This window comes from Roseomonas marmotae (assembly GCF_017654485.1).
GTDB lineage: Bacteria > Pseudomonadota > Alphaproteobacteria > Acetobacterales > Acetobacteraceae > Pseudoroseomonas > Pseudoroseomonas marmotae.
This window is the reverse complement of sequence record NZ_CP061091.1, coordinates 1,789,756-1,810,924: the sequence shown is the minus strand read 5'-3', so window position 1 is coordinate 1,810,924 and position 21,169 is coordinate 1,789,756. Positions and strand designations below refer to the sequence as shown.

Sequence of the window (21,169 nt, the reverse complement as noted above, 5' to 3'; positions counted from 1 at the left end):
GCAACGTGAGCGCCACAGAGATCGAGGACCTGAAACGCAGGCAACAGGAGCTGGAGGCCGAGGTGGCGCAACTCCGTGCCCGCCTGGCCCTGGCCGGGCCCGGCACGCGGGATGAAGCGGCGGAAAGCCGCCTGCGCCGGGTCGCCATCCTGGAGGATGCGATCGACTTCGCCATCATCGTCACCGACCCGCAGGGAGAGGTCACCGGCTGGAACCGGGGGGCCGAGCATATCCTCGGCTGGACGGCGGCGGAGATGCTGGGCCAGTCCCTGGTCCGCATCTTCACCCCCGAGGACCGTGCCGCCGGCCAGATGGATGCCGAGATGCGCGATGCCCTGGCCCATGGCACCGCCAGCGACGAACGCTGGCACCTCCGCAAGGACGGCACCCGGCTCTGGGCCAGCGGCACGCTGATGCCGCTGCGCGGCCCCGGCGGCGCGCATGAGGGCTTCGTCAAGATCCTGCGCGACCGGACCGCGCAGCGACAGTCCGATATGCGGCTGGCCGAGAGCGAGACCCGCTACCGGACGCTGTTCGAGGCGATCGATGCCGGATTCTGCATCATCGAGATGCGCCTCGATGCGCGGCCGGAGCGGATGGACTACCGCTTCATCGAGGTCAATCCGGCCTTCGAGAAGCTGACGGGCCTCAGCGGCGCGAAAGGCCGCTGGATGCGCGAGATCGCGCCCGCGCATGAGCAGCACTGGTTCGATACCTATGCCCGGGTCGCCCTGACCGGGGAGGCCGTGCGCTTCGAGAGCGCGGCGGATGCGCTGGGCCGCTGGTATGACGTGCACGCCTTCCGCGTCGGCGAGCCCGGCGCGCATCGTGTCGCCATCCTCTTCAACGACATCTCCGATCGGCGGCACGCCGAGATGGCGCTGCGGCAGAGCGAGACATACTGGCGTGAATTGTTCGAGCAGCTGCGCGAGGGCTTCGTCATCGGCGAGGTCATCCGCGACAGCGGCGGCCGCGTCGTCGATTTCCGCTACCTGGAGCTGAACGCCGCCTGGGAAGCCCTGCTGGGCCACCGCCGTTCCAGCACCCTTGGCCGCACCGTCCGGCAGCTGATCCCGGATCTCGACGATGCCTGGCTGGAGGATATCGCCCGGGCGGTGGATAGCGGCGCCCCCGTCGCCTTCACCCGCCCGGCCTTCGATCCCCACCGCTGGTATGCAGGCCGCATCCACCGCCTGGACGACGACCGCTTCGCGATGATCTTCAGCGAGGTCACGGAGCAGCGCCGGGCGGATGAACAGGCCCGGCGGCTCGCGGCGCTTGCGGAGCAATCGTCGGATTTCGTCGGCATCTGCGAGCCGGATGGCTGGATGGTCTTCCTCAACCGTGCTGGCTGCCAGATGGTGGGGCTGCCGGGGCCGGCGGCGGCGCCCTCCACCCGCATCATCGACTACTTCGCGCGGGAGGAGCGGGAGAAGGTCGTCTCGACGGTGCTGCCGGCGGTGCGCGGCAAGGGGGCCTGGGAAGGCATGCTGCGCTTCCGCGACCTTGGCTCCGGCGCCCTGCTGCCGGTGCTCTTCAATATCTTCGTGCTGCACGACGCCCAGGGCCGCGTCGCCGGCCATGGCATCCTGGCGCGCGACATGCAGGAGAGCCAGAAGGCCGAGGCGCGGCGCAATGCACTGCTGGAGCTCGGCGACCGCTTGCGGGACATGCGGGACCCGCTGGACATGGCCGCCACCGCCGCCGAGATCGCCGGCCGCACGATGGCGGTGGACCGTGCCGCCTATGGTCGCTTCGCCGCGAGACGGACTCTGGTGGTGGAGCGCGACTGGGCCGCCCCGGGCCTCCCCAGCATCGCGGGCGAACATGTGATGCGCGGCTACGGCAGCCTGCTCGGCGACATGCGTCAGGGACGGGCAGCGGTGGTGCCGGATGTGCGGCTGGATACCCATCTGGCCAGCCGGGCCGCGGAGCTGGAGGCACGGCAGATCCGCGCCCTCATCGTCCTGCCTGTGCTGGAGAACGGGATCCCCGTGGCCCTGTTCTGCATCGGCGCCGCCAAACCGCGCGCCTGGGAGGAGGAGGAGGTCAACTTCCTGCGCGACCTGACCGACCGCACCCTGGCGGCCATCGGCCGGCGGCAGGCTGAGATCGGGCTGCAGGCACTGGCGGACCGGCTGGAACTCCTGGTGGCCGAGCGCACGCGAGAACGAGACCGGCTCTGGGACCTGAGCGACGACCTGCTGGCCGTCGCCGATTACCAGGGCCGCGTGCTGCGCGTCAGCCCCTCCTGCTGCCGTCTGACGGGAAAGGAGGAGGCCGAGTTGCTGTCCACCCCCTACAGCCAGCTGATGCACCCCGATGAGGTCGCCGATGTCATGGCGCTATTGGCGCGGATGCGGGACGACGGGCAGACCATCCACCTGGAGAACCGGGTGAAGGGGGATGACGGCTGGCGCTGGGTGGCCTGGACCATCACCCCCGAGCCGGGTGGGGAGCGCATGCTGTGCATCGGCCGCGACTTCACCACCGAGCGCCTGAGGGCGGAGGAGCGGGACCGGCTGGAGGACCAGCTCCGGCAGAGCCAGAAGATGGAGGCGGTGGGCCAGCTGACCGGCGGGCTGGCGCATGACTTCAACAACCTGTTGACCGGCATCAGCGGCGCGCTGGAGTTGCTGCACAACCACGCGGCGCAGGGGCGCTTCCGCGACCTGGACCGCTACATCGCCATGGCGCAGAGCGCGACCAGGCGGGCCGCGGCGCTGACGCACCGGCTGCTGGCCTTCGCCCGCCGCCAGACGCTGGAGCCCCGGCCGACCGACGTGAACCAGCTGATCGCGGATATGGAGGATCTGGTGCGGCGCACCGCCGGCCCCGCCATCACGCTGGAGGTGCGGGAGGAGGATACGCAGTGGCCGGTTCTGGTGGATCCCAACCAGTTGGAGAATGCGCTGCTGAACCTCTGCATCAATGCACGCGATGCCATGCCCGGCGGCGGCAGGCTGCTGATCGAGACCGCGAACCTGGCGCTGGATGAGGCATCGGCGCGTGAGAGGGACCTGCCGCAGGGGGAGTATGTGTCTCTCTGCGTGACTGACAACGGCACGGGCATGACGCCGGAGGTCATGGCCAAGGCCTTCGACCCCTTCTTCACCACCAAGCCGCTGGGCCAGGGCACGGGGCTTGGCCTGTCCATGATCTATGGCTTCGTCCGGCAGTCCGGCGGGCAGGTCCGCATCACCTCCCGCGTCGGTGAGGGAACCAGGGTCTGCCTCTACCTGCCCCGCTACGAAGGCACGGTCGAGAAACCCAAAACGCAGGACAGCGTGGCCCGCAGCCTTCCCGTCGCACATGGCGAGACGGTGCTGGTGGTGGATGACGAGCCCAGCATCCGCGTGCTGGTGGTCGAGGTGCTGCAGGACCTCGGCTACAACACCATCGAGGCGGCCGACGCCGCCACCGGCCTGCAGGTGCTGACATCCGATGTCCGGATCGACCTGCTGCTGACCGATGTCGGGCTGCCCGGCGCCATGAACGGGCGCGAGATGGTGGATGCCGCCCGCACGGCGCGGCCGAACCTGAAGGTGGTCTTCATCACCGGCTATACCGAGAGCAGCGTGATTGGCGAAGGCCGGGCGGGGCCGGGCGTTCACGTCATGGTCAAGCCCTTTACCATGGACGCGCTGGCCGCCCGGGTCCGGGAGCTGATCGGGCGGACGTGAGGTCCGCCCCATTGCCCCGAACCCCTTCCCCGCGTTAAACCCCGGCCCCACCCGCCTTCCGTGCAACCGGAAGCGCGGCCCTTTACCGTTCCTTCAAGCGTCTTCAGAGACAGGTGTCCAGCCCATGAAGCAGCAGGCCAACCAGATGCGCCCCGGCCAGGTCATCGAGTACGAGGGCCGTCGCTGGACCGTGCTGAAGATCCAGATCATCACGCCGGGCAAGGGCGGCGCCTTCATCCAGGTTGAGATGCGCGACATCAAGACCGGCACCAAGAAGGACGACCGCTGGCGCACCGCCGACACCGTCGAGCGCCTGATGACCGAGGACAAGGAGTTCACCTACTCCTACGCCGACGGTGAGAACCTGGTGCTGATGGACCCGGAGACCTTCGAGCAGACCGTCGTCCCCGCCGCCATCCTGGGTGACCGCCTGCCCTTCCTGGAAGAGAACATGACGGTCTCGGTCAAGCTGATCGAGGGCGACCCGGTGGCCATGGAGCTGCCGCAGAACGTGACGCTGGAAGTGGCCGAGGCCGATCCGGTGGTGAAGGGGCAGACCGCCTCCTCCTCCTACAAGCCCGCGCTGCTGTCCAACGGCGTGAAGACCCTGGTGCCGCCCTTCATCACCGCCGGCGAGAAGATCGTGGTGAAGACGGAAGACGGCTCCTACGTCGAGCGCGCCAAGGGCTGAACCCTTCCGGGCGCCTGACCCGAAGCGCCCCCTTTGCCGCGGCGGAACCCTTCCGCCGCGGCCGTTTTCTTTCTACCGGCCCAACCGGAGTGCTCACCGTGGCTCAGTCCGCTCGTCTTTCCCCCGCCCTGAATGTGGTCGTGGCCGCCGTGCAGAAGGCCGGCAAGCGCCTGCTGCGCGATTTCGGCGAGGTGGAGCAGCTGCAGGTCAGCATGAAGGGGCCGGGCGATTTTGTCTCCCAGGCCGATCTGCGGGCCGAGGAGACGCTGCGCCACGAACTCTCCCGCGCCCGCCCCAACTTCGCCTTCCTGGGCGAGGAAGGCGGCCAGACCGGCGCGGATGACTGGGAATGGCGCTGGGTGATCGACCCGCTGGACGGCACCACCAACTTCCTGCACGGCATCCCGCACTGGTGCATCTCGGTCGGCATCGAGAAGCGCACGGGTGAGAACACCAGCGAGATCATGGCCGGCGTCATCTACAACCCCGCCGCCGACGAGATGTTCTGGGCCGAGAAGGGTGCCGGCGCCTTCCTGAACGACCGCCGCCTGCGCGTCTCCGGCCGCCGGGACATGCTGAGCGCGGTCTTCGCCACCGGCATTCCCTTCGCCTCCGTCGGCCGCAAGGCCGAGTTCAGCGCGACCCTGGCGCGGCTGATGCCGCAGGTGGCCGGCGTGCGCCGCATGGGCGCCGCGGCGCTCGATCTCGCCTGGACGGCGGCCGGCCGCTACGACGGCTACTGGGAACTGGGCATCAAGCCCTGGGACATGGCGGCGGGCCTGGTCATCCTGAAGGAAGCCGGCGGCTATGCCACGGCCCCGGATGGCAGCTCCCCCTACCCTGCTGGCGATATCGTCGCCGGCAATTCCTTCCTGCAGCCCAAGCTGCGGGACGTGGTTCTGGAAGGCACCGCCATGATCGCCCGCGCCCGCGCTGAAGGCCGTCAGGAAGGCTGATTCCCCTCACGCGGCGGCGATAACCGCCGCCAGCGGGAGCCCTGCATTGAGCCTGCGGGGGGAAAGGGTCTAGGGTTCGCCACATATGCGTTTCCGTTACACCTTCCCCGCCCCTCCCCTCCGACGCCGCGTCCTGCTGGCGCTGCCGCTCGGCCTGTTGCTGGCCGCGCCGGCCCTGGCGCAGGTCGGCGCCCCCACCGGGCTGCGCCGCCAGCCGGAGGCCCCGGCGCCTTCCGACCCGGCGCCCGCCGCGCCCGCGCCGCCGGACCTGAACCAGCCGCCGCGCCCCGCCGCACCCCCGCAGCAACTCTCGATGGTCAATCTGCCGCCGAGCATGCGAAGCCTGCCGGATGGCGGCTGGCGGATCGAGGGCATGGCCGCGAACGGCAAGCTGGACCCCGCCACCACCAATACCCTGGCCGAGATCGGCCGCCGCCTGGCCGCCGAGACCGTCGGCCGCGTCGTCGTGGTGGCGCAGGTGGTGGGTCCGGCCGAGGATATCTCGGTGGCCCGCCGTGCCTCGCTGGCCAGCGCCCAGGCGATTCGCCGGGCGCTGGAAGCCGGTGGCCTGCCGGGCACCCGCATCGACCTGCGCCCCCTGGGCCGCACCGCTGCCGCCGAGGACGCGATAGAATTGCTGCCTCCCGGCGCCGTCAGCCCCAGCCTCGCCGCCCAAAGCCAATAGGCCCGCCCCCGCCCATGACACGCCCCAATCGCTACCTGCTGCGGATGCTGGTCTTCCTGGTGGCGGTTGCCGTGCTGGCGGCGGTGCTGTCGGGCGAACTGTTGCAGATCTTCGCCGCCAATCCGGTGCTGAACAGCGTCATCCTGGCGGTGCTGCTGCTCGGCATCGCCTGGAACATCCGGCAGGTGGTGAGCCTGAACCCCGAGGTCGCCTGGCTGGAAGGCTTCCGCGAGCCGCGCCCCGGTGCCCCCGCCCGCCCGGCGCCCCGGCTGCTGAGCCCGATGGCCTCGATGTTCGCCACCAAGCGTGGCGACCGCCTCTCCCTCTCCGCCCCCGCCATGCGGAGCGTGCTGGATGGCATCGCCTCCCGCCTGGACGAGAGCCGGGATCTGTCGCGCTATGTCACGAACCTCTCCATCTTCCTCGGTCTGCTCGGCACCTTCTGGGGGCTGATCCTGACCATCGGCTCGGTGGCCGAGGTGATCGGCTCCATGTCCGTGGGCTCGGGCGACCTGAACCAGCTCTTCAACCAGTTGAAATCCGGCCTGACGCAGCCGCTGCGCGGCATGGGCGTGGCCTTTTCCTCCTCCATGCTGGGCCTCGCCGGCGCGCTGGTGCTGGGCTTCCTGGACCTGACGGCCGGGCAGGCGCAGACCCGCTTCTACAACGAGCTGGAGGAATGGCTGGCGGGTGTCACCCGCCTCTCCTCCGGTGTGCTGGGCGGCAGCGGCGATGGTGAGATCGGCGGCTCCGTCCCCATCTATGTGCAGGCCCTGCTGGAGCAGACGGCCGAGAATCTGGAGAACCTCCAGCGCATCATGACCCGGGGCGAGGAAGGCCGCGCCGCCTCCGCCCAGGCGCTGGTGACGCTGACGGAGCGGCTCTCCATCCTCGCCGACCAGATGCGCGCCAGCCAGGTGCTGATGCAGCGGGTGGCCGAGGGGCAGGCGGTGCTGGCCCCTACCCTGACGCGGCTGGCCGACGCGCAGTCCCAGGGCGCGCTGGACGAGGCCTCGCGCGGGCATCTGCGGAACCTTGAACTCTACCTGGCGCGCCTGCTGGAGGATGTCTCCCAGGGCCGCGCCCAGGCGACGGCGGAGATCCGGGGGGAGATCAAGATCCTCGCCCGCACCATCGCCGCCCTGGCGGATGAGGGGCCGCGCTAGGCCGTGGCACTGCGCCGGGGAAAAGGTGGCGAGGGGCCGAATGCCTGGCCCGGCTATGTGGATGCCCTATCCACCCTGCTGATGGTGCTGATCTTCGTCCTGCTGGTCTTCGTGCTGGCGCAGGGCTTTCTCTCCGTCGCCCTCTCCTCCCGCGATCAGGCGCTGGACCGGCTGAACCGGCAGGTGGCGGAGCTGGCCGACCTGCTGGCCCTGGAGCGCGGCACGGGCGAGGAACTGCGCGGCCGCCTCTCCCGCATGACGGAGGAGCTGCGCGGCGCCACGACGGCGCGCGATGCCGCCCTGGCGCAGCTCGGCAGCCTGCGGGACGAGCGGGACCGCCAGACCGCCGACCGTGACGCCCTGCGCGCCGACCGGGACCGCCTGTCCGCGCGGCTGGCCGATCTCGAAGCATCCTCCCGCGGCGCGACCGACCGCATCGCCAGCCTGGAGAGCCGGCTGGCCGAGGCCCTCTCCCGCGCCGAGACCCGCGGCGCCGATGCCGCCACCACCGCCCGCGACCTGACCGAGACCCGCCGGCAACTGGCCGAGCAGCGGGCCCAGGCCAGCAGCGCGGAGGCTGACCTCGCCAGCGCCCGCGCCGAGCTGGACCGGATACGCCAGACCATGGCGGAGCTGGACCGAACCGTGCAGGCCGACCGCGCCACCATCGAGGCCCGGCTGTCAGACATTGCCCGGCTGACCGACCAGGTGCGGGCGCTGACCGCCCTGCGCGATGAGCTGGAGCAGCGCACCCAGGCCGCGCTGGAGCGTGCCGGCGACACAGCCGCCGCCCGCAGCGCCGCCGAGGAGGCCACCCGCCGCGCCGAGGCCGCGGAGCGCAGCCTCGCCGAGGCCGGCGAGGCCCGCCGCCGGGCGGAGGAGGAGGCCACCGGCCATGCCCGGCTGGCCGAGAGCGCCCGCGCCCAGGTGGCGCTGCTGACCCGGCAGATCTCGGAGCTGCGGGCCGAGCTGTCGCGCATCGCCAGCCTGCTGGATGCCGAGGAAGCCGCCGGGCGCGACAAGGACACGCAGATCACGTCGCTGGGCCAGCGGCTGAACGCGGCGCTGGCGGCACGGGTGGAGGAGCTGCAGCGCTATCGCAGCGACTTCTTTGGCCGCCTGCGCGACGTGCTGGGCGACCGGTCGGAAGTGCGTATCGTCGGCGACCGCTTCGTCTTCCAGAGCGAGGTGCTCTTCCCGCCCGGCAGCGCCGACCTCTCCGCCGCCGGGCGGCAGCAGATCCGCGAACTGGCCAAGGTGCTGCTGGAGGTGAGCAGGCGCTTCCCGCCCGATCTGCCCTGGATCCTGCGGGTGGATGGCCATGCCGACCGCAGCCCGATCAGCAGCAGCCGCTATGCCAGCAACTGGGAGCTTTCGGCCGCCCGCGCCATTGCCGTGGCGCAGCTGCTGATCAGCGAGGGCCTGCCGGCCAACCATATCGCCGCCGCGGCCTTCGGCGATAACCAGCCGCTGGACCCCGGCGATTCCTCGGATGCGCTGGCCCGCAACCGCCGGATCGAGTTCCGGCTTACCGACCGCTGAGCCCGGGGCGGCCGATGCCGCCGAAGAGACGCATCAGCAGCCCGGCCATGCCGCCGTAATTGGCGCGGTGGAAGGCCGAGGCCTGCGGCATCTCGGCGCTCAGCCGGCGGTGCGCCTCGCCCAGGGCGTGGTAGGGCAGGCCCGGCAGCAGGTGATGCAGCGCATGGTAGCGCAGCCCGACCGGCGCCCAGAGGGCCGGCAGCAGCCCCGGCGGCGGCACGTTCACGCTGTCCAGATACTGCTCGGCGATGGTCAGCGGCTCGCCCTCATTCTCCCAGAGATGGGCCACCAGGGTGCGCAGCTGGTTCAGCACCGCCACGCCCGAGGTCACCAGCAGGAAGGTGACGAAGGCCCCGGTCGCCAGGAACCCGGCCCCGATCAGCGCCCAGGCCCAGAGGCAGGCGATGGCTTCCCAGCGGTGCCAGTCCCGCCGCGCCTTCCCTTCCGGCGGCTTGCGGCGGAAGTCAGGGTCGATGGCCAGGGCGGAATAGCGCTCCACCACCACGCGCCGCAGCGGCGGCACCAGGGCGGAGAGCGGCGCCAGCACCGCGTAGCGCAGCAGCAGCGCCACCGGCGCCAGGGCGGAGACAAGCAGGAACAACGCCACCCTCCAGGGCTTCATCAGCGCCAGCGGCAGGTATTCCGGGTCCTCGGCCGTGCCGTAGCGGGTACGGGCATGGTGCAGGTTGTGCACCCCTTCATACATGAAGGAGGGCACCAGCATCGGCACGCCCACCAGCAGGTTCCAGGCGGTTCGGAAGCCCTGCACGGCGGTGGGCTTCAGATGCGTCAGCTCATGGATGAAGCTCAGCGCGCGGTAGAGCGCCATGACCGAGACGCCGCCCGCCAGCAGCTTCACCCATAGGGGGGATGCGAGGATGGCGAGGACGAGTGCCGCATAGCCCAGCCCGGCCGACAGCAGCAGGTCGGTCCAGTAGATCGCCGGCCTTGCCGCCCCGAGGTCGCGCGTCAGCCGTGCGGCCGCCCGGACCAGATGCTCGTCATCGGCGGTTCGGGACTCCGGCTGCCGGTGTTCCGCCGTTGCGGGCGCGGCTTCGGTTATGATCTGCTGCATGGACGGAACCTCGGGCGCTCCGGGCACCCACGTCAACGACGGCTTGCGGATGGTGCCATGCCGGTTTTGCAATGCTTTGCGCGTCGCGCATGCCAAGGCGAAGGCAAAATAGCCTTAACCAGGCATTTTCGGTTGGCGATTTACGGATTATGCCTGTGACATGAACGAAAAGATCATCGTCCTCGACCCCATCACGCCCACCACCGCCGACCGGATGCGCGCGCTGCTGCCGCCCGGCCTGACGCTGGAACACGCCAAGACGCGCGAATACGCCGAGCTCAAGGAGCTTGTGGTGGACGCGGATTATATCGTCTCCGGCCAGATCCCGGTGGACGCGGAGCTGCTGGCGGCAGCCAGGAAGGCCAAGCTGCTGCATAAATGGGGCGTGGGCGTCGATAATTTCGACCTGGACGCCGCCAGGGCCCAGGGCGTCACGGTGGCCCGCACCACCGGCAGCAATGCCGTGCCGGTGGCGGAATTCGCGGTGGGCCTGATGATCGCGCTGCTGCGCAACCTCGCCTTCGGCCATGCCGCGCTGCGCGAGAACGGCGCCTGGCGCACCACGACCCTGCCGAAGGAGAGCTTGATGATCTCCGGCAAGACCGTCGGCATCATCGGCTATGGCGCGATCGGCCAGAATGTGGCGCGGATGGTGAAGGCCTTCGGCTCCACCGTGCTCTACAACAAGACCCGCCGCCTGAGCGCCGAGGAAGAGGCCGCCCAGGGCGTGCGCTTCGCGACCGTGCCGGAGATCCTGGCCGAGAGCGACATCGTCTCCCTCCACTGCCCGATGACGCCGCAGACCAAGGGCATGATCGACCGCAAGGCGCTGCAGTCCATGAAGCCCAAGGCCGTGCTGATCAACTGCGCCCGCGGCGGCGTGGTGATCGAGAGCGACCTGGTGGAGGCGCTGAGGGCCAAGGAAATCCTGGGCGCCGCCACCGATGTCTATGAGACCGAGCCGGTGCCGGCCGACCACCCGCTGCTGAAGCTGGATAACGCCGTGGTCACGCCGCATATCGCGGCCATGGCGGCGGACAACTTCGCCAGCACCATCAACCAGATGTGGGGCAATATCCACCGCGTCGCCCAGGGCGGGCAGGTGGCCGAGGCCGACTTCGTCTGCTGAGCCGGACAGGCGTCAGGGCAGGATTCGCGCCTCGAAAGGCGGGATCAGGTCCGGCGCCTCGAACTCGATGACCCAGAGATCAGGGTCGCGCGCGGTCTGGCGGGCCACATAGGCATCCGCATCCGGCTCCGGCACTGGGGTTTTCCCGGTGCCGCGCACCCAGGCGGGGCGCCCCTCCCCGTCCCGGGCCTGGCTGAGCACGACGCAGCCTTCCCTCCCCCGCAGCACGCAGAGGACGCCGCCAGCGTCCTCATCCCCCTTGCGGAGCACCATGGCAGGGCGCCCGGCCCGGTCCGCCATGCGGATGGCCATGCTGGCCCAGAGGCCAGTCTTCAGTCTCGGTTCCATGCCCGCAGGGAAAGGCCTGGCGGCCACGCCGCGCAAGCCCCTTGATGCGAGAGGCCGCAGCGGGCATCTGGCGGGGGCAGCCGCCCACCGGCCGCACAGGGACGAGTATCGATGGCGAAGACGAGCGACACCACCGCCCCGCGCATGAGCGAAGGGCAGCGTGCCTATGAGGCCAAGCGCGCCGCCAAGGCCGGCAAGACGCTGGAGCAATGGCTGAAGCTGAAGGCGAAGGAGCGCGAGGCCCTGCTGGCCGCCGCCGCCAAGGCCACTGCGGAGCCCGCGAAGAAGCAGGGCTTCTTCGCCCGGCTGATGGAAAAGGCGACCAAGCCACTCTGAGCGGCAGCCGGTCACCAGAGCATCCGCCGCAACAGCCCGTCGCGGCGGATCATCCCGTGCCATACCAGCGCCGCGCCCGCATGCACGGCCACCAGCAGTCCGAGCGCCAGGGCCATCCAGCCATGCAGGCTGGTCAGCGCCGGCGCCAGCGCCTCATGCCGGCCGAGTGGGCTGGGCAGGGGCAGCACATTGTAGATACGCAGCGGGAAGCCCCAGGCATTCGTCGCCAGGAAGCCCACCACCGGCATGGTCAGCAGCAGAGCATAGAGCGCGGCGTGATTGAGCCACGCCGCCCGTTCCAGCACTACCGGTTGCGCCGGCCCTGGCGGGGGCGGGTGGCGCCAGCGCCAGGCGAGTCGGAACAGCGTCACCAGCAGCAGCAGGATGCCGGTGCTTTCATGGATGTTATAGAGACGCAGCTTGAAGGCTTCGTCTTTCGGCGCCGCCCAGCCGAGCCAGAGGCCCAGCGTGCCCACCAGCAGCAAGGCTGCCACCGTCAGCCAGTGCAGCACTCGGGCCGTATGGGTGTAGCGCATGACTGAGCCCTCCCTGATCGCGGCGCATGCCGACTGGAGTGTGGACCCGCGCAAGCGCCAGGTCAGCATCGCTCGATGCCATGCCGGAATCTGGCACGCGGAAGCCCCGGTGCCCGTGGGTGACCCCGCCACGCTGGTGCGCCGCCTGCTGGCGGAGGGCGCGCCGCTGGCGCTGGGTCTCGACCTGCCGATGGGCCTGCCGCGCAGCTATGCCGCGGCGCGCCCGGAATCGGGATTCCTGCCCTTCCTGCGCGGGATGGCCGGGATGGCCGGGATGGCCGGCTTCTTCGATGTCGCCGCCGGGCTGGAGGATGTCTCGCCCGCGCGTCCCTTCTATCCGGCGCGCGGCGTGAAGGGCATGACCCGCGCGGCCCATGCGGCGGCGCTGGGCATGGCCGGTGCGGGCGGGCTCTCGCGCCTCTGCGACCTCGCGACTACGGAGCGCCCGGCAGGGGCGCCGCTGTTCTGGACGCTGGGCGCCAACCAGACCGGCAAGGCCGCCATCAGCGCCTGGCGCGACTGGCTCTCCCCCGCGCTGGCGGCTGGCGCGCCCTATCGGATCTGGCCGTTCGAGGGCGGGCTGCGCGAGCTGCTCGTCCTCGGGGTGGCCGTGCTGGCGGAGACCTATCCCGCGGAGGCCATGCGCCACCTGGGCATCCGCCTGTCCGGCAGCAAGCGGGCGCGCGCGGCGCGACAGGAAGCCGCCCCTTCCCTGCACCTGGCCATGCAGCGCCTGGGCGTATGCCCGGCGCCGGCGCTGGGGCGGGCACTGGAAGACGGCTTCGGCACCGATGCGGTGGGGGAAGACCGATTCGACAGCCTGCTCGGCCTGCTCTGCGTGGTCGGGGTCCTGGCGGGGGCGAGGCCGGATTTCGTGCCGGACGATCCCTGGCTGCGAAGCTGGGAAGGCTGGGTGCTGGGGCAGACCGCGGTTCCGGTCCACCCCGCGCCCATCCCTTACGCCGGCGGGTTGTAGAGCCCGGCCGCCCTGGCCTGCATCGTGGCCAGGGCCACCGACAGGTCCAGGGTCGGCGTCTCCACCTCCACGAGGCGGGCCAGTTCCAGCGGCACACGGAACATGGCGGCGATTTCCATGGGCCGCCCCAGTTCCAGATCCTGCAGGATGGAAGCCTTGTGGTTGGAGCTGGAGATGGCGGCGACGCGCTTCTCCGGGTCCAGGTCCGCCCGCTGGCCCAGGGCCTCGGCGATGGTCAGCACCTCCTTCATCGCCCGCACCATGGCGGCGCGCACCACCGGGTCCCGGGTGCAGGTGCCGGCCCCGGCGCGGGAGAGGATGGCGAAAGGCCCGAAGGCCAGGTTGGCGGCCAGCTTCGCCCAGAGTTCCTTGCGGATCTCCCGCGTCACCACGCCACCCATGCCACCCTTTTCCAGGGCGGCGGCGATGGCCTCGGCACGCGGGCTGACGCTGCCATCCAGCTCACCCAGGATGATGCGGTTGCTGGCGGTCTCCACATGGATATGGCCGGGCTCGGTGACGGTGCAGGCGGAATAGACCACGCCGCCCAGGGTGCGCTCGATGCCCACCGCCTTCCGCACGGCCTCGCCTGGGTCGATCTCCGGCAGGCGGCGGCCATCGAGCGGCCCGCCATGGCGGTCGAAATACCACCACTGGACGCCGTTCATGACAAAGACGACCGTGGTATCCGGCCCCAGCAGCGGGCCGATCGCCTCCGCCACGCCCGGCAGCGCCGGCGCCTTCACGGTGACGATCACCGCATCCTGCACGCCCAGCTCGGCGGGCGAGCCGACGCGCGGGGTGACATGATAGGTGCCACCATTGCCGCTGATGGTCAGCCCCTTGGCGGCGATCGCGTCACGATACGCGCCACGCGCCACGACGGAGACATCCGCCCCGCCCAACGCCAGACGCGCCGCCACATGGCCGCCGATGGCCCCGGCGCCGAATACGCAGATTTTCATTGAATTCCTGTCCCGTTCTCAACCCAGCAGCTGCAACGCGATGCGTGACAGCGCCTCCACCCCCGCCGGAATGCAGCCCTCATCCGGCTGATACCGGGAATTGTGCAGCGCATCCTGCCGCCCCGGCGCCGAAGAGCCAATACGCAGTTGCAAAGCCGGCACACGGGTCGCGAAGGCGGAGAAATCCTCGGAGCCCATGCTGGGCTCGCCCTCCTCCACCCGATCCATGCCGAACTGCTCGGCCAGCGCGGCCAGCGCGGGGTCCAGCACGCGGTCGCTGTTCACCAGTGGCGGCACCATGCGCTGGTAGTCCATGCTGGCCTCGACCCGCATGCCCAGCGCGATGCCCTCGGCCAGCCGGCGCAGGGCGGCCTCGGCGGTGTCGCGCGCCTCGTCGTGCAGGGTGCGGACGGAGCCCTTCAGATGCACCCGCTCCGGGATGATGTTGTAGGTGGTGCCGCCGCTCGACTGGCCGATGGTGACGACCACCGGATGCAGCGGCTTCACCTCGCGCGAGACCACGGTCTGCGCCTGGGTGACGAAATGCGCCGCCGCCACGATCGGGTCCACCGCCGCATAAGGGTGCGCGGCATGGCCGGATTTGCCACGGATGATCAGGTCGAACTTGTCGGCCGCCGCCAGGCAGGCGCCGCGCACGTAGCCGAACCGGCCGACCGGCATGTCCGGGTGGTTGTGGAAGCCCAGCGCCATGTCGACGCCGTCCAGCGCGCCATCGGCGATCATGGCATCGGCGCCTTGCAGCGTCTCCTCGGCCGGCTGGAAGACCAGCACGACCCGGCCGGCGAAGCCAGGCGCCAGCCGCTTCAGCACGCCGGCGACGCCCAGCAGCGTGACGGTATGGATGTCGTGCCCGCAGGCATGCATCTTGCCGTCTATCTGGCTGGCGAAGGGCAGGCCGGTTTCCTCATGGATCGGCAGCGCATCCATGTCGGCGCGGATGGCGAGCGTCGGGCCGGGCCGTCCGCCGTCGATGAAGCCCAGCACGCCGGTCCTGCCGACCCCGATGCGGTACTCGACCCCCAGCCGGGCCAGTTCCGCCGCCACGATGCCGCTGGTCCGCACTTCCTCGAAGGCTAGTTCGGGATGCGTGTGGATGTCGCGGCGTATCGCAACCAGGGCGGGTGCAAGCTCGGCGGAGGTCTCGCGGATCAGGCGGGTGGGGTCGTTGATACGGGCGGAATCGGGCATTGTCGGAACTCTCTATATCGATCGGTCAGGAACGCGGTGCAAAACGCAATTTCGTTGCGCAAGCGCGGATCATGAAGTTCTCTTCATCGTGAGCCAGGTTATTGCCGTCACGGAGGGATGATGACATAGGTTTGCCGGATTATTCGGGCTGGAGGGAGAACGAAGACGGCGAGCCGCCAGTGCCGGCTTATGCTGCTGTGCAAAATCCGCATAACGGGATTGTCAGCGGCGCCGAAGCAGGGCACTCCTCGCCCCCGCCCGATCAGGGGATTCGGGTCGGCGCTCTCATTTCACCCCAATTTTTTCACTTCGAGACGATGTCGAGGCGTGCCTGCCGCACGCGGAGGTTCAAGAAAGGATCGGCATGAAGATCAACGCGAAAGACCTGGCCTCTGGCATCTTCCTACTGGTGCTGGCGGCTGTCGGCCTTTGGCTGAATACGGACCATACGCTCGGCAGCGCCCGGCGCATGGGCCCTGGCTACATGCCGATGCTGGTGTTTGGGCTGGAATTCATTCTGGGCGCCATCGTGCTGGTCGTGGCCTTCTTCGGCGGCACCGATCCGCTGGAAAAGTGGACCAAGCTCGATTTCGTCACCCTGTTCATCGCCATCGGCGTGGGCCTGGTGGCACAACCGCTGCTCCAGGGCGTGCCCGCCCTGGCGAATAACTGGTACAGCCTGGGCCTCGCCCTGTTCATCAGCATGATGATCCTGGCCATCAGCCCGGGCTGGCGCGTGCTCGCCGTGGTCCTGGCAGGCTTGTCCATCTTCGGCGTGCTGCTGGATGCGGGCGGATTCTTCCTGGCCATTACCGTGATGGTGATCGTCGCGGCCTTCGCGGATAAGACCCACCGCCCGCTCGGCGTCGCAGGCTGCGTCGTTTTCCTGCTCGCGCTCTGCTGGTGGGTCTTCATCCACGAACTCGACATCCGCGTAAACGTCTGGCCGACCTTCTGAGCCGCTAGGTAGGGACGACCATGGAACTACTCCTCTCAAACCTCGCGCACGGCTTCGGCGTCGCGATGAGTTTCGACAACCTGCTCTTCGCCCTGCTGGGCGCGCTGATCGGCACCGCCATCGGCGTGCTGCCGGGCATCGGGCCGGTTGCCACCATTTCGCTGCTGCTGCCCATCACCTTCGGCCAGCCCGCCACCACCGCCATCATCATGCTCGCCGGCATCTACTACGGCGCGCAGTACGGCGGCTCCACCACGGCCATCCTGCTGAACCTTCCAGGCGAGGTCTCCGCCGTCGTCACGACGCTGGAAGGCTACAAGATGGCGCGCAACGGCCGTGCGGGCGCGGCGCTGACCATCGCGGCGGTCGGCTCCTTCATCGCCGGCTCCGTCGCCACCCTGCTCGTCGCGGCCTCCGGCCCGCTGCTGACGGAGGTGGCACTCAGCTTCGGTCCAGCGGACTACTTCTCCCTGATGTTGCTAGGCCTGATCATCTCGGCCGTGCTCGCGCAGGGCTCGGTGGTGAAGTCGATCGGGATGGTGGTGCTCGGCGTGGCGCTGGGTCTGGTCGGCACCGACGTGCAGACGGGCCAGCAGCGCTTCACCTTCGGCGTGCCGGAACTGTCCGACGGCTTGGACTTCGCCGCCATGGCGATGGGCGTCTTCGGCATCGCCGAGATCATCCTGAACCTGGAGCGCCCCGAGGTCCGCAGCGTGCTGACCGCCAAGGTCGGCAGCCTCTTCCTGACCAGGGAAGAGATCAGGCGCTCCATCCCCGCGGTGGCCCGCGGCACCGTCCTGGGCTCCGTGCTGGGCATCCTGCCGGGCGGCGGCGCCTCCCTCGCCTCCTTCGGCTCCTACATGATGGAGCGGAAGGTCTCGAAGGGTAGGGCCGAGTTCGGCAACGGCGCCATCGAGGGCGTGGCCGGTCCTGAATCCGCCAACAACGCGGCGGCGCAGACCAGCTTCATCCCGCTGCTGACGCTGGGCATCCCGTCCAACGCCGTGATGGCGCTGATGGTCGGCGCCCTGATCATCCAGGGCATCCAGCCTGGCCCGCGCATGGTCGAGGCGCAGCCGGACCTGTTCTGGGGCCTGATCTGCTCCATGTGGATCGGCAATGTGATGCTGCTCGTCATCAACCTGCCGATGATCGGCATGTGGGTGAAGCTGCTGCAGGTGCCGTACAAGTATATGTACCCGGCGATCCTGACCTTCTGCGCGATCGGCGTTTACTCGATCAACAACAATGTGTTCGACGTCTACGCCACCGTGTTCTTCGGCATCCTCGGCTACATCTTCAACAAGCTGAAGATGGAACCGGCGCCCCTGCTGGTGGGCTTCGTGCTCGGCCCGATGATGGAAGAGCATCTGCGCCGCGCCATGCTGCTCTCCCGCGGCAGCGTGTCGGTCTTCATCGAGCGTCCAATCAGCGCTGTGCTGCTCGTCATCTGCGCCCTGGCGCTGGGACTGATGGCACTGCCTGGCCTGCGCAAGAAAAAGGAACAGGCAATGGCGGCCTAAACTCCGCCATTCCTGCCTGGAACCCGGCGAGAGCCGGCTGGCCGCCTCGGACTTCCAGTCCGGGGCGGCTTTCCTTTATGGCGCCGGCTCCTTATGCTCCCGCTCCCTGTTGCATTAGGGTCAGACGAATAAGATGGTCGAAGCCAACTCCCAGCGGATCGTGCCGGTCGTTCTTTCTGGCGGCACCGGCAGCCGACTGTGGCCACTGTCCCGGGAAGGTTATCCGAAGCAATTCTGGCCACTGGTCTCGGCCGAAACGACGATGCTGCAGGACACCGTGGCGCGGGCCGTGGGCGATGGCTTCACCTCCCCGATCATCGTCTGCAATCAGGCGCACCGCTTCATGGTGGCGGAGCAGCTCCAGGCTGCCGGCATCGCCAAGCCGACCATCGTGCTGGAGCCGGTCGCGCGCAACAGCGCCCCCGCCATCGCCGCCGCCGCCTTGCTGGCGCATGAGCAGGATCCTTCCGCCGTGCTCTGGCTGATGGCCGCCGACGCCGCCATCACCGACCGCGAGGCCCTCTCGGTCGCGCTGCAACGTGCCGCCGCGGCTGCCCGGGCCGGCCGGATCGTCGCCTTCGGCATGAAGCCGACCTCGGCCGAGACCGGCTATGGTTATATCGAGACGGGTGAGCCGCTGGAGGGACTGGAGGGTGTCTCCTCCGTCGTCCGCTTCGTCGAGAAGCCGGATGCCGCCACCGCCCAGGCTTTCCTGGAGGGGGGACGGCATCTCTGGAACTCCGGCATGTTCGTGGCGACCGCCGCCACCCTGCTGGCCGAGTTGGAGCGCCTCACCCCCGCCCTGCTGGTCGCGGTCCGCGCCGCCGTGACAGAGGCCACCCGTGACCTCGATTTCGTGCGGCTGGCGCCGGAGGCTTTCGAGCGCGCGCCGGACATCTCCATCGACTATGCGGTGATGGAGAAGACCGAGCATGCCGCCGTGGTCCCCGCTTCCATCGGCTGGTCCGATGTCGGTTCCTGGAGCGCTCTCTGGGAGATTTCCGATCGGGACGCGCAGGGCAACGCCACCATCGGGCCGGTGGAGCTGCTGGATGCCAAGAACTGCTACGTGCGGAGCGAGGGCATTCTGACCACCGTGGTCGGGCTGGAGGATGTGGTGACCGTGGTCACCGACGACGCCGTGCTGGTGATGCATCGCGACCGGGCGCAGGACGTGAAGACCCTGCTGAGCCAGTTGAAGAAGGCTGGCCGCAAGGAAGCGACCGAGCATCGCCGCTCCTTCCGCCCCTGGGGCCACTACGAGGGACTGATTCAGGGCGACCGCTTCCAGGTGAAGAAGATCTCCGTGAAGCCGGGCGCCAAGCTCTCGCTGCAGAAGCATTTCCACCGCGCCGAGCACTGGGTGGTGGTGAATGGCACCGCCATCGTCGAGCGCGATGCCGAGCGTATCCTGCTGCGGGAGAATGAGTCGGTCTATCTGCCGCTGGGCTGCGTCCACCGGATGGAGAATCCCGGCATGATCCCCCTGACGCTGATCGAGGTGCAGTCGGGCGCCTATCTCGGCGAGGACGACATCGTCCGCTTCGAGGATAATTACGGCCGCACCTGAGGCCGTGCCGGGTGGGGCGTGCCGGCGACGGCGGCCCCACAGCCTGTCCTGCTCCCGCCCCGGGCAATGCCGGGGCGGCGGGGATCATGAAGAGCTTCGGTCTGCCGCAGCCCCGGACGACGAAGTCGCGCCGCCCAGGGCCATGGCCCGCACCTCCTCCGGGCTGCGGCCCGCCGCGCGCAGGGCTTCCAGGGTCGGCGCCCGGTCGCGCTTGGAAAGCCGCTTGCCATCTGCGCCCAGCAGCAGCGGGTGGTGGCGGTAGCGCGGCGCCGGCCAGCCCATCAGCGCCTGCAACAGCCGGTGCAGGTCGGTGGCCGGCAGCAGATCCTCCGCCCGCGTCACCAGCGTCACGCCCTGCAACGCATCGTCATGCGTGACGCAGAGGTGGTAGGAGGCCGGGATATCCTTCCGCGCCAGCACCACATCGCCGAAGCGGGCAGGGTCGCAGCGCAGCCGTCCCCTTCCCTCCTCCTCGAACCACAATGGCCCGTCCAGCCGCGCCAGCGCCGCGCCCATGTCCAGCCGCAGCGCGTAGGGCTCGCCAGCGGCGATTCGCGCCGCCCGCATGGCGACCGGAAGTTGGCGGCAGGTGCCGGGATAGAGCAGCCCATCCGGCCCGTGCGGCGCATGGCCGATGGCCGCGACCTCCCGCGCGATATCGGCACGGGTGCAGAAACAGGGGTAGAGCAGCCCCATGCCTTCCAGCCGGTCCAGCGCCGCGCGGTATTCCGGCAGATGGCGGGACTGGATGCGTGGCGGGCCGTCCCAGTCCAGGCCCAGCCAGGCCAGGTCTTCCAGGATGCCGGCGGTATATTCCGGGCGGCAGCGGACGGGGTCGATATCCTCGATCCGCAGCAGGAAGCGCCCGCCGGCCTGGCGTGCGGCCCGCCAGCCCAGCAGGGCGGAACAGGCGTGGCCCAGATGCAGCCGCCCGGTGGGGCTGGGGGCAAAGCGCGTGACGATGGTTGCGGCCATGCGTCAGCGCGCGTAGCGGAAGGACCCACATCACAGCAAGAGAGGATGCCGCCGATGGCGACGATGGATGGGCCGCGCTGGGGCCCGAAGAGCGGCAATGCGCCCAAGATGATCGTCTTCCTGCTGCACGGGCTGGGCGCCGATGGCAACGACCTGATCGACCTCGCCCCCTACTGGGCCAATGCGGTGCCGGATGCGCTGTTCATCTCTCCCCACGCGCCCGAGCCGCATGACGGCGCGCCCTTCGGCCGCCAGTGGTTCAGCCTCAGCAACCGCGCCCCTGCTGCCCTGCTGGCGGGAGTGCAGACGGCGCGGCCGGTGCTGGACGCCATCATCGACCAGGAATGCGCCGCCGCCGGGCTGCCGCCCTCGGCCGTGGTGCTGATGGGCTTCAGCCAGGGAGCCATGACGGCGCTCTATACCGGCCTGCGCCGCCAGGTGGCCCCGGCCGGGATCATGGCCTATTCCGGCATGCTCATCGGTGCCTCTGCCCTTGCCGGCGAGATCGCCTGCCGCCCGCCGGTGCTGCTGGTGCATGGGGAGGTGGACCAGGTCGTGCCCGCCGCCGCCAGTCAGCAGGCCGAGACGGTGCTGCGCGCGGCGGGCGTGCCCGTCGAGGCCACCTTCTCCCCGGCCCTGGGGCATGGAATCGACGATGCCGGACTTTCGGCCGGAGCGCTGTTCCTGCAACGCGCGGCAGCGCGGATCGAGGCTGAGGCCTGACAGGTGACAGCGGCGTGAAACCAGCGAGGCCCGATATTGCACGGGCCCCGTCAAGGTGGCATGAATTCCGGGCACACCGACGGCGCCACGACATCTGGGGCTTGTCCGTCCGGTTCAGCCCCA

19 protein-coding genes are annotated in these 21,169 nt (G+C 69.6%); 13 read left to right on the top strand and 6 right to left on the bottom strand.

What is annotated here, in order from left to right; all coding sequences use genetic code 11:
• The first annotated feature begins 5 nt into the window (after window positions 1-5).
• The 6 genes from IAI58_RS08570 to IAI58_RS23275 all read left to right on the top strand — a co-directional run bounded on the left by IAI58_RS08570 (window position 6) and on the right by IAI58_RS23275 (window position 8,723).
• Entirely contained in the window at window positions 6-3,683 is a 3,678-nt protein-coding gene (locus IAI58_RS08570) for a PAS domain S-box protein (RefSeq protein ID WP_207446484.1), read from the top strand.
• Between the two features lie 124 nt (window positions 3,684-3,807).
• Entirely contained in the window at window positions 3,808-4,374 is a 567-nt protein-coding gene (efp, locus tag IAI58_RS08565) for an elongation factor P (RefSeq protein ID WP_207446486.1), read from the top strand.
• Window positions 4,375-4,472: 98 nt separating this feature from the next.
• Window positions 4,473-5,330 carry an inositol monophosphatase family protein gene (locus tag IAI58_RS08560; protein ID WP_207446488.1) on the top strand — a complete coding sequence of 286 codons (858 nt, stop codon included), beginning with the start codon at window positions 4,473-4,475 and terminating at the stop codon, window positions 5,328-5,330.
• Between the two features lie 85 nt (window positions 5,331-5,415).
• Window positions 5,416-6,015 (top strand): hypothetical protein, encoded by a 600-nt coding sequence (locus IAI58_RS08555; protein ID WP_207446490.1) that lies wholly within the window; start codon window positions 5,416-5,418, stop codon window positions 6,013-6,015.
• Between the two features lie 14 nt (window positions 6,016-6,029).
• Window positions 6,030-7,181, top strand: coding sequence for a DNA repair protein RecN (locus IAI58_RS08550; protein ID WP_207446500.1), 1,152 nt, complete (start codon window positions 6,030-6,032; stop codon window positions 7,179-7,181).
• Between the two features lie 3 nt (window positions 7,182-7,184).
• Complete coding sequence (locus IAI58_RS23275) at window positions 7,185-8,723, top strand: peptidoglycan -binding protein (RefSeq protein WP_272877173.1); 1,539 nt, start codon at window positions 7,185-7,187, stop codon at window positions 8,721-8,723.
• On the opposite strand, the gene IAI58_RS08540 is transcribed toward IAI58_RS23275, so the two are convergent.
• The gene (locus tag IAI58_RS08540) at window positions 8,710-9,798 is read right to left on the bottom strand and encodes a fatty acid desaturase family protein (protein ID WP_207446502.1); all 1,089 of its coding nucleotides are present in this window, start codon (window positions 9,796-9,798) and stop codon (window positions 8,710-8,712) included. The two genes, IAI58_RS23275 and IAI58_RS08540, sit on opposite strands and share 14 nt — an antisense overlap.
• Window positions 9,799-9,958: 160 nt before the next feature.
• On the opposite strand from IAI58_RS08540, the gene IAI58_RS08535 reads away from it, so the two are divergent.
• The gene (locus IAI58_RS08535) at window positions 9,959-10,927 is read left to right on the top strand and encodes a 2-hydroxyacid dehydrogenase (RefSeq protein WP_207446504.1); all 969 of its coding nucleotides are present in this window, start codon (window positions 9,959-9,961) and stop codon (window positions 10,925-10,927) included.
• 12 nt (window positions 10,928-10,939) lie between these two features.
• Here IAI58_RS08535 and IAI58_RS08530 read toward each other — a convergent pair whose 3' ends face one another.
• Complete coding sequence (locus IAI58_RS08530; protein ID WP_207446506.1) at window positions 10,940-11,275, bottom strand: DUF1491 family protein; 336 nt, start codon at window positions 11,273-11,275, stop codon at window positions 10,940-10,942.
• A 111-nt stretch (window positions 11,276-11,386) separates the two neighbouring features.
• Between IAI58_RS08530 and IAI58_RS08525 the strand changes: the two genes are divergently transcribed.
• On the top strand, window positions 11,387-11,611 hold the full coding sequence (locus tag IAI58_RS08525) for a hypothetical protein (protein ID WP_207446508.1): 225 nt from the start codon (window positions 11,387-11,389) through the stop codon (window positions 11,609-11,611).
• A gap of 11 nt (window positions 11,612-11,622) precedes the next feature.
• On the opposite strand, the gene IAI58_RS08520 is transcribed toward IAI58_RS08525, so the two are convergent.
• Window positions 11,623-12,147, bottom strand: a complete 525-nt coding sequence (locus tag IAI58_RS08520; protein ID WP_207446509.1) for a cytochrome b — start codon at window positions 12,145-12,147, stop codon at window positions 11,623-11,625.
• Between IAI58_RS08520 and IAI58_RS08515 the strand changes: the two genes are divergently transcribed.
• On the top strand, window positions 12,146-13,123 hold the full coding sequence (locus tag IAI58_RS08515) for a hypothetical protein (protein ID WP_237182351.1): 978 nt from the start codon (window positions 12,146-12,148) through the stop codon (window positions 13,121-13,123). The two genes, IAI58_RS08520 and IAI58_RS08515, sit on opposite strands and share 2 nt — an antisense overlap.
• Here the strand turns inward: IAI58_RS08515 and IAI58_RS08510 are convergent.
• Both IAI58_RS08510 and IAI58_RS08505 read right to left on the bottom strand, forming a co-directional pair.
• Entirely contained in the window at window positions 13,105-14,088 is a 984-nt protein-coding gene (locus IAI58_RS08510; protein ID WP_207446511.1) for a ketopantoate reductase family protein, read from the bottom strand. The genes IAI58_RS08515 and IAI58_RS08510 overlap by 19 nt on opposite strands.
• Window positions 14,089-14,106: 18 nt before the next feature.
• The gene (locus tag IAI58_RS08505; protein WP_207446512.1) at window positions 14,107-15,297 is read right to left on the bottom strand and encodes a M20 metallopeptidase family protein; all 1,191 of its coding nucleotides are present in this window, start codon (window positions 15,295-15,297) and stop codon (window positions 14,107-14,109) included.
• A 364-nt stretch (window positions 15,298-15,661) separates the two neighbouring features.
• Here IAI58_RS08505 and IAI58_RS08500 point away from each other — a divergent pair, with 364 nt between their 5' ends.
• From IAI58_RS08500 to IAI58_RS08490, 3 genes are all read left to right on the top strand, one after another.
• Window positions 15,662-16,255, top strand: coding sequence for a hypothetical protein (locus tag IAI58_RS08500; RefSeq protein ID WP_207446513.1), 594 nt, complete (start codon window positions 15,662-15,664; stop codon window positions 16,253-16,255).
• Window positions 16,256-16,275: 20 nt separating this feature from the next.
• Window positions 16,276-17,778, top strand: a complete 1,503-nt coding sequence (locus IAI58_RS08495; RefSeq protein WP_207446514.1) for a tripartite tricarboxylate transporter permease — start codon at window positions 16,276-16,278, stop codon at window positions 17,776-17,778.
• A gap of 133 nt (window positions 17,779-17,911) precedes the next feature.
• Window positions 17,912-19,348 carry a mannose-1-phosphate guanylyltransferase/mannose-6-phosphate isomerase gene (locus tag IAI58_RS08490; protein WP_207446515.1) on the top strand — a complete coding sequence of 479 codons (1,437 nt, stop codon included), beginning with the start codon at window positions 17,912-17,914 and terminating at the stop codon, window positions 19,346-19,348.
• Window positions 19,349-19,432: 84 nt separating this feature from the next.
• Here the strand turns inward: IAI58_RS08490 and gluQRS are convergent, their stop codons facing one another.
• Window positions 19,433-20,323: a tRNA glutamyl-Q(34) synthetase GluQRS gene (gene gluQRS / locus IAI58_RS08485; RefSeq protein WP_207446516.1), complete on the bottom strand. Its 891-nt coding sequence runs from the start codon at window positions 20,321-20,323 to the stop codon at window positions 19,433-19,435.
• Between the two features lie 54 nt (window positions 20,324-20,377).
• Here gluQRS and IAI58_RS08480 point away from each other — a divergent pair, with 54 nt between their 5' ends.
• The gene (locus IAI58_RS08480) at window positions 20,378-21,046 is read left to right on the top strand and encodes an alpha/beta hydrolase (RefSeq protein ID WP_207446518.1); all 669 of its coding nucleotides are present in this window, start codon (window positions 20,378-20,380) and stop codon (window positions 21,044-21,046) included.
• Window positions 21,047-21,169: the final 123 nt, after the last annotated feature.

Bases quoted from the DNA above. Each gene is read 5' to 3' on its own strand.
- IAI58_RS08500 (WP_207446513.1), top strand. From the start codon at position 15,662: ATGAAGATCAACGCGAAAGACCTGGCCTCTGGCATCTTCCTACTGGTG.
- IAI58_RS08530 (WP_207446506.1), bottom strand. From the start codon at position 11,275: ATGGAACCGAGACTGAAGACTGGCCTCTGGGCCAGCATGGCCATCCGC.
- IAI58_RS08495 (WP_207446514.1), top strand. From the start codon at position 16,276: ATGGAACTACTCCTCTCAAACCTCGCGCACGGCTTCGGCGTCGCGATG.
- IAI58_RS08510 (WP_207446511.1), bottom strand. From the start codon at position 14,088: ATGAAAATCTGCGTATTCGGCGCCGGGGCCATCGGCGGCCATGTGGCG.
- IAI58_RS08535 (WP_207446504.1), top strand. From the start codon at position 9,959: ATGAACGAAAAGATCATCGTCCTCGACCCCATCACGCCCACCACCGCC.
- IAI58_RS08520 (WP_207446509.1), bottom strand. From the start codon at position 12,147: ATGCGCTACACCCATACGGCCCGAGTGCTGCACTGGCTGACGGTGGCA.
- IAI58_RS08515 (WP_237182351.1), top strand. From the start codon at position 12,146: ATGACTGAGCCCTCCCTGATCGCGGCGCATGCCGACTGGAGTGTGGAC.
- IAI58_RS08490 (WP_207446515.1), top strand. From the start codon at position 17,912: ATGGTCGAAGCCAACTCCCAGCGGATCGTGCCGGTCGTTCTTTCTGGC.
- IAI58_RS08555 (WP_207446490.1), top strand. From the start codon at position 5,416: ATGCGTTTCCGTTACACCTTCCCCGCCCCTCCCCTCCGACGCCGCGTC.
- IAI58_RS08550 (WP_207446500.1), top strand. From the start codon at position 6,030: ATGACACGCCCCAATCGCTACCTGCTGCGGATGCTGGTCTTCCTGGTG.
- efp (WP_207446486.1), top strand. From the start codon at position 3,808: ATGAAGCAGCAGGCCAACCAGATGCGCCCCGGCCAGGTCATCGAGTAC.
- IAI58_RS08480 (WP_207446518.1), top strand. From the start codon at position 20,378: ATGGCGACGATGGATGGGCCGCGCTGGGGCCCGAAGAGCGGCAATGCG.
- gluQRS (WP_207446516.1), bottom strand. From the start codon at position 20,323: ATGGCCGCAACCATCGTCACGCGCTTTGCCCCCAGCCCCACCGGGCGG.
- IAI58_RS08525 (WP_207446508.1), top strand. From the start codon at position 11,387: ATGGCGAAGACGAGCGACACCACCGCCCCGCGCATGAGCGAAGGGCAG.
- IAI58_RS08505 (WP_207446512.1), bottom strand. From the start codon at position 15,297: ATGCCCGATTCCGCCCGTATCAACGACCCCACCCGCCTGATCCGCGAG.
- IAI58_RS08540 (WP_207446502.1), bottom strand. From the start codon at position 9,798: ATGCAGCAGATCATAACCGAAGCCGCGCCCGCAACGGCGGAACACCGG.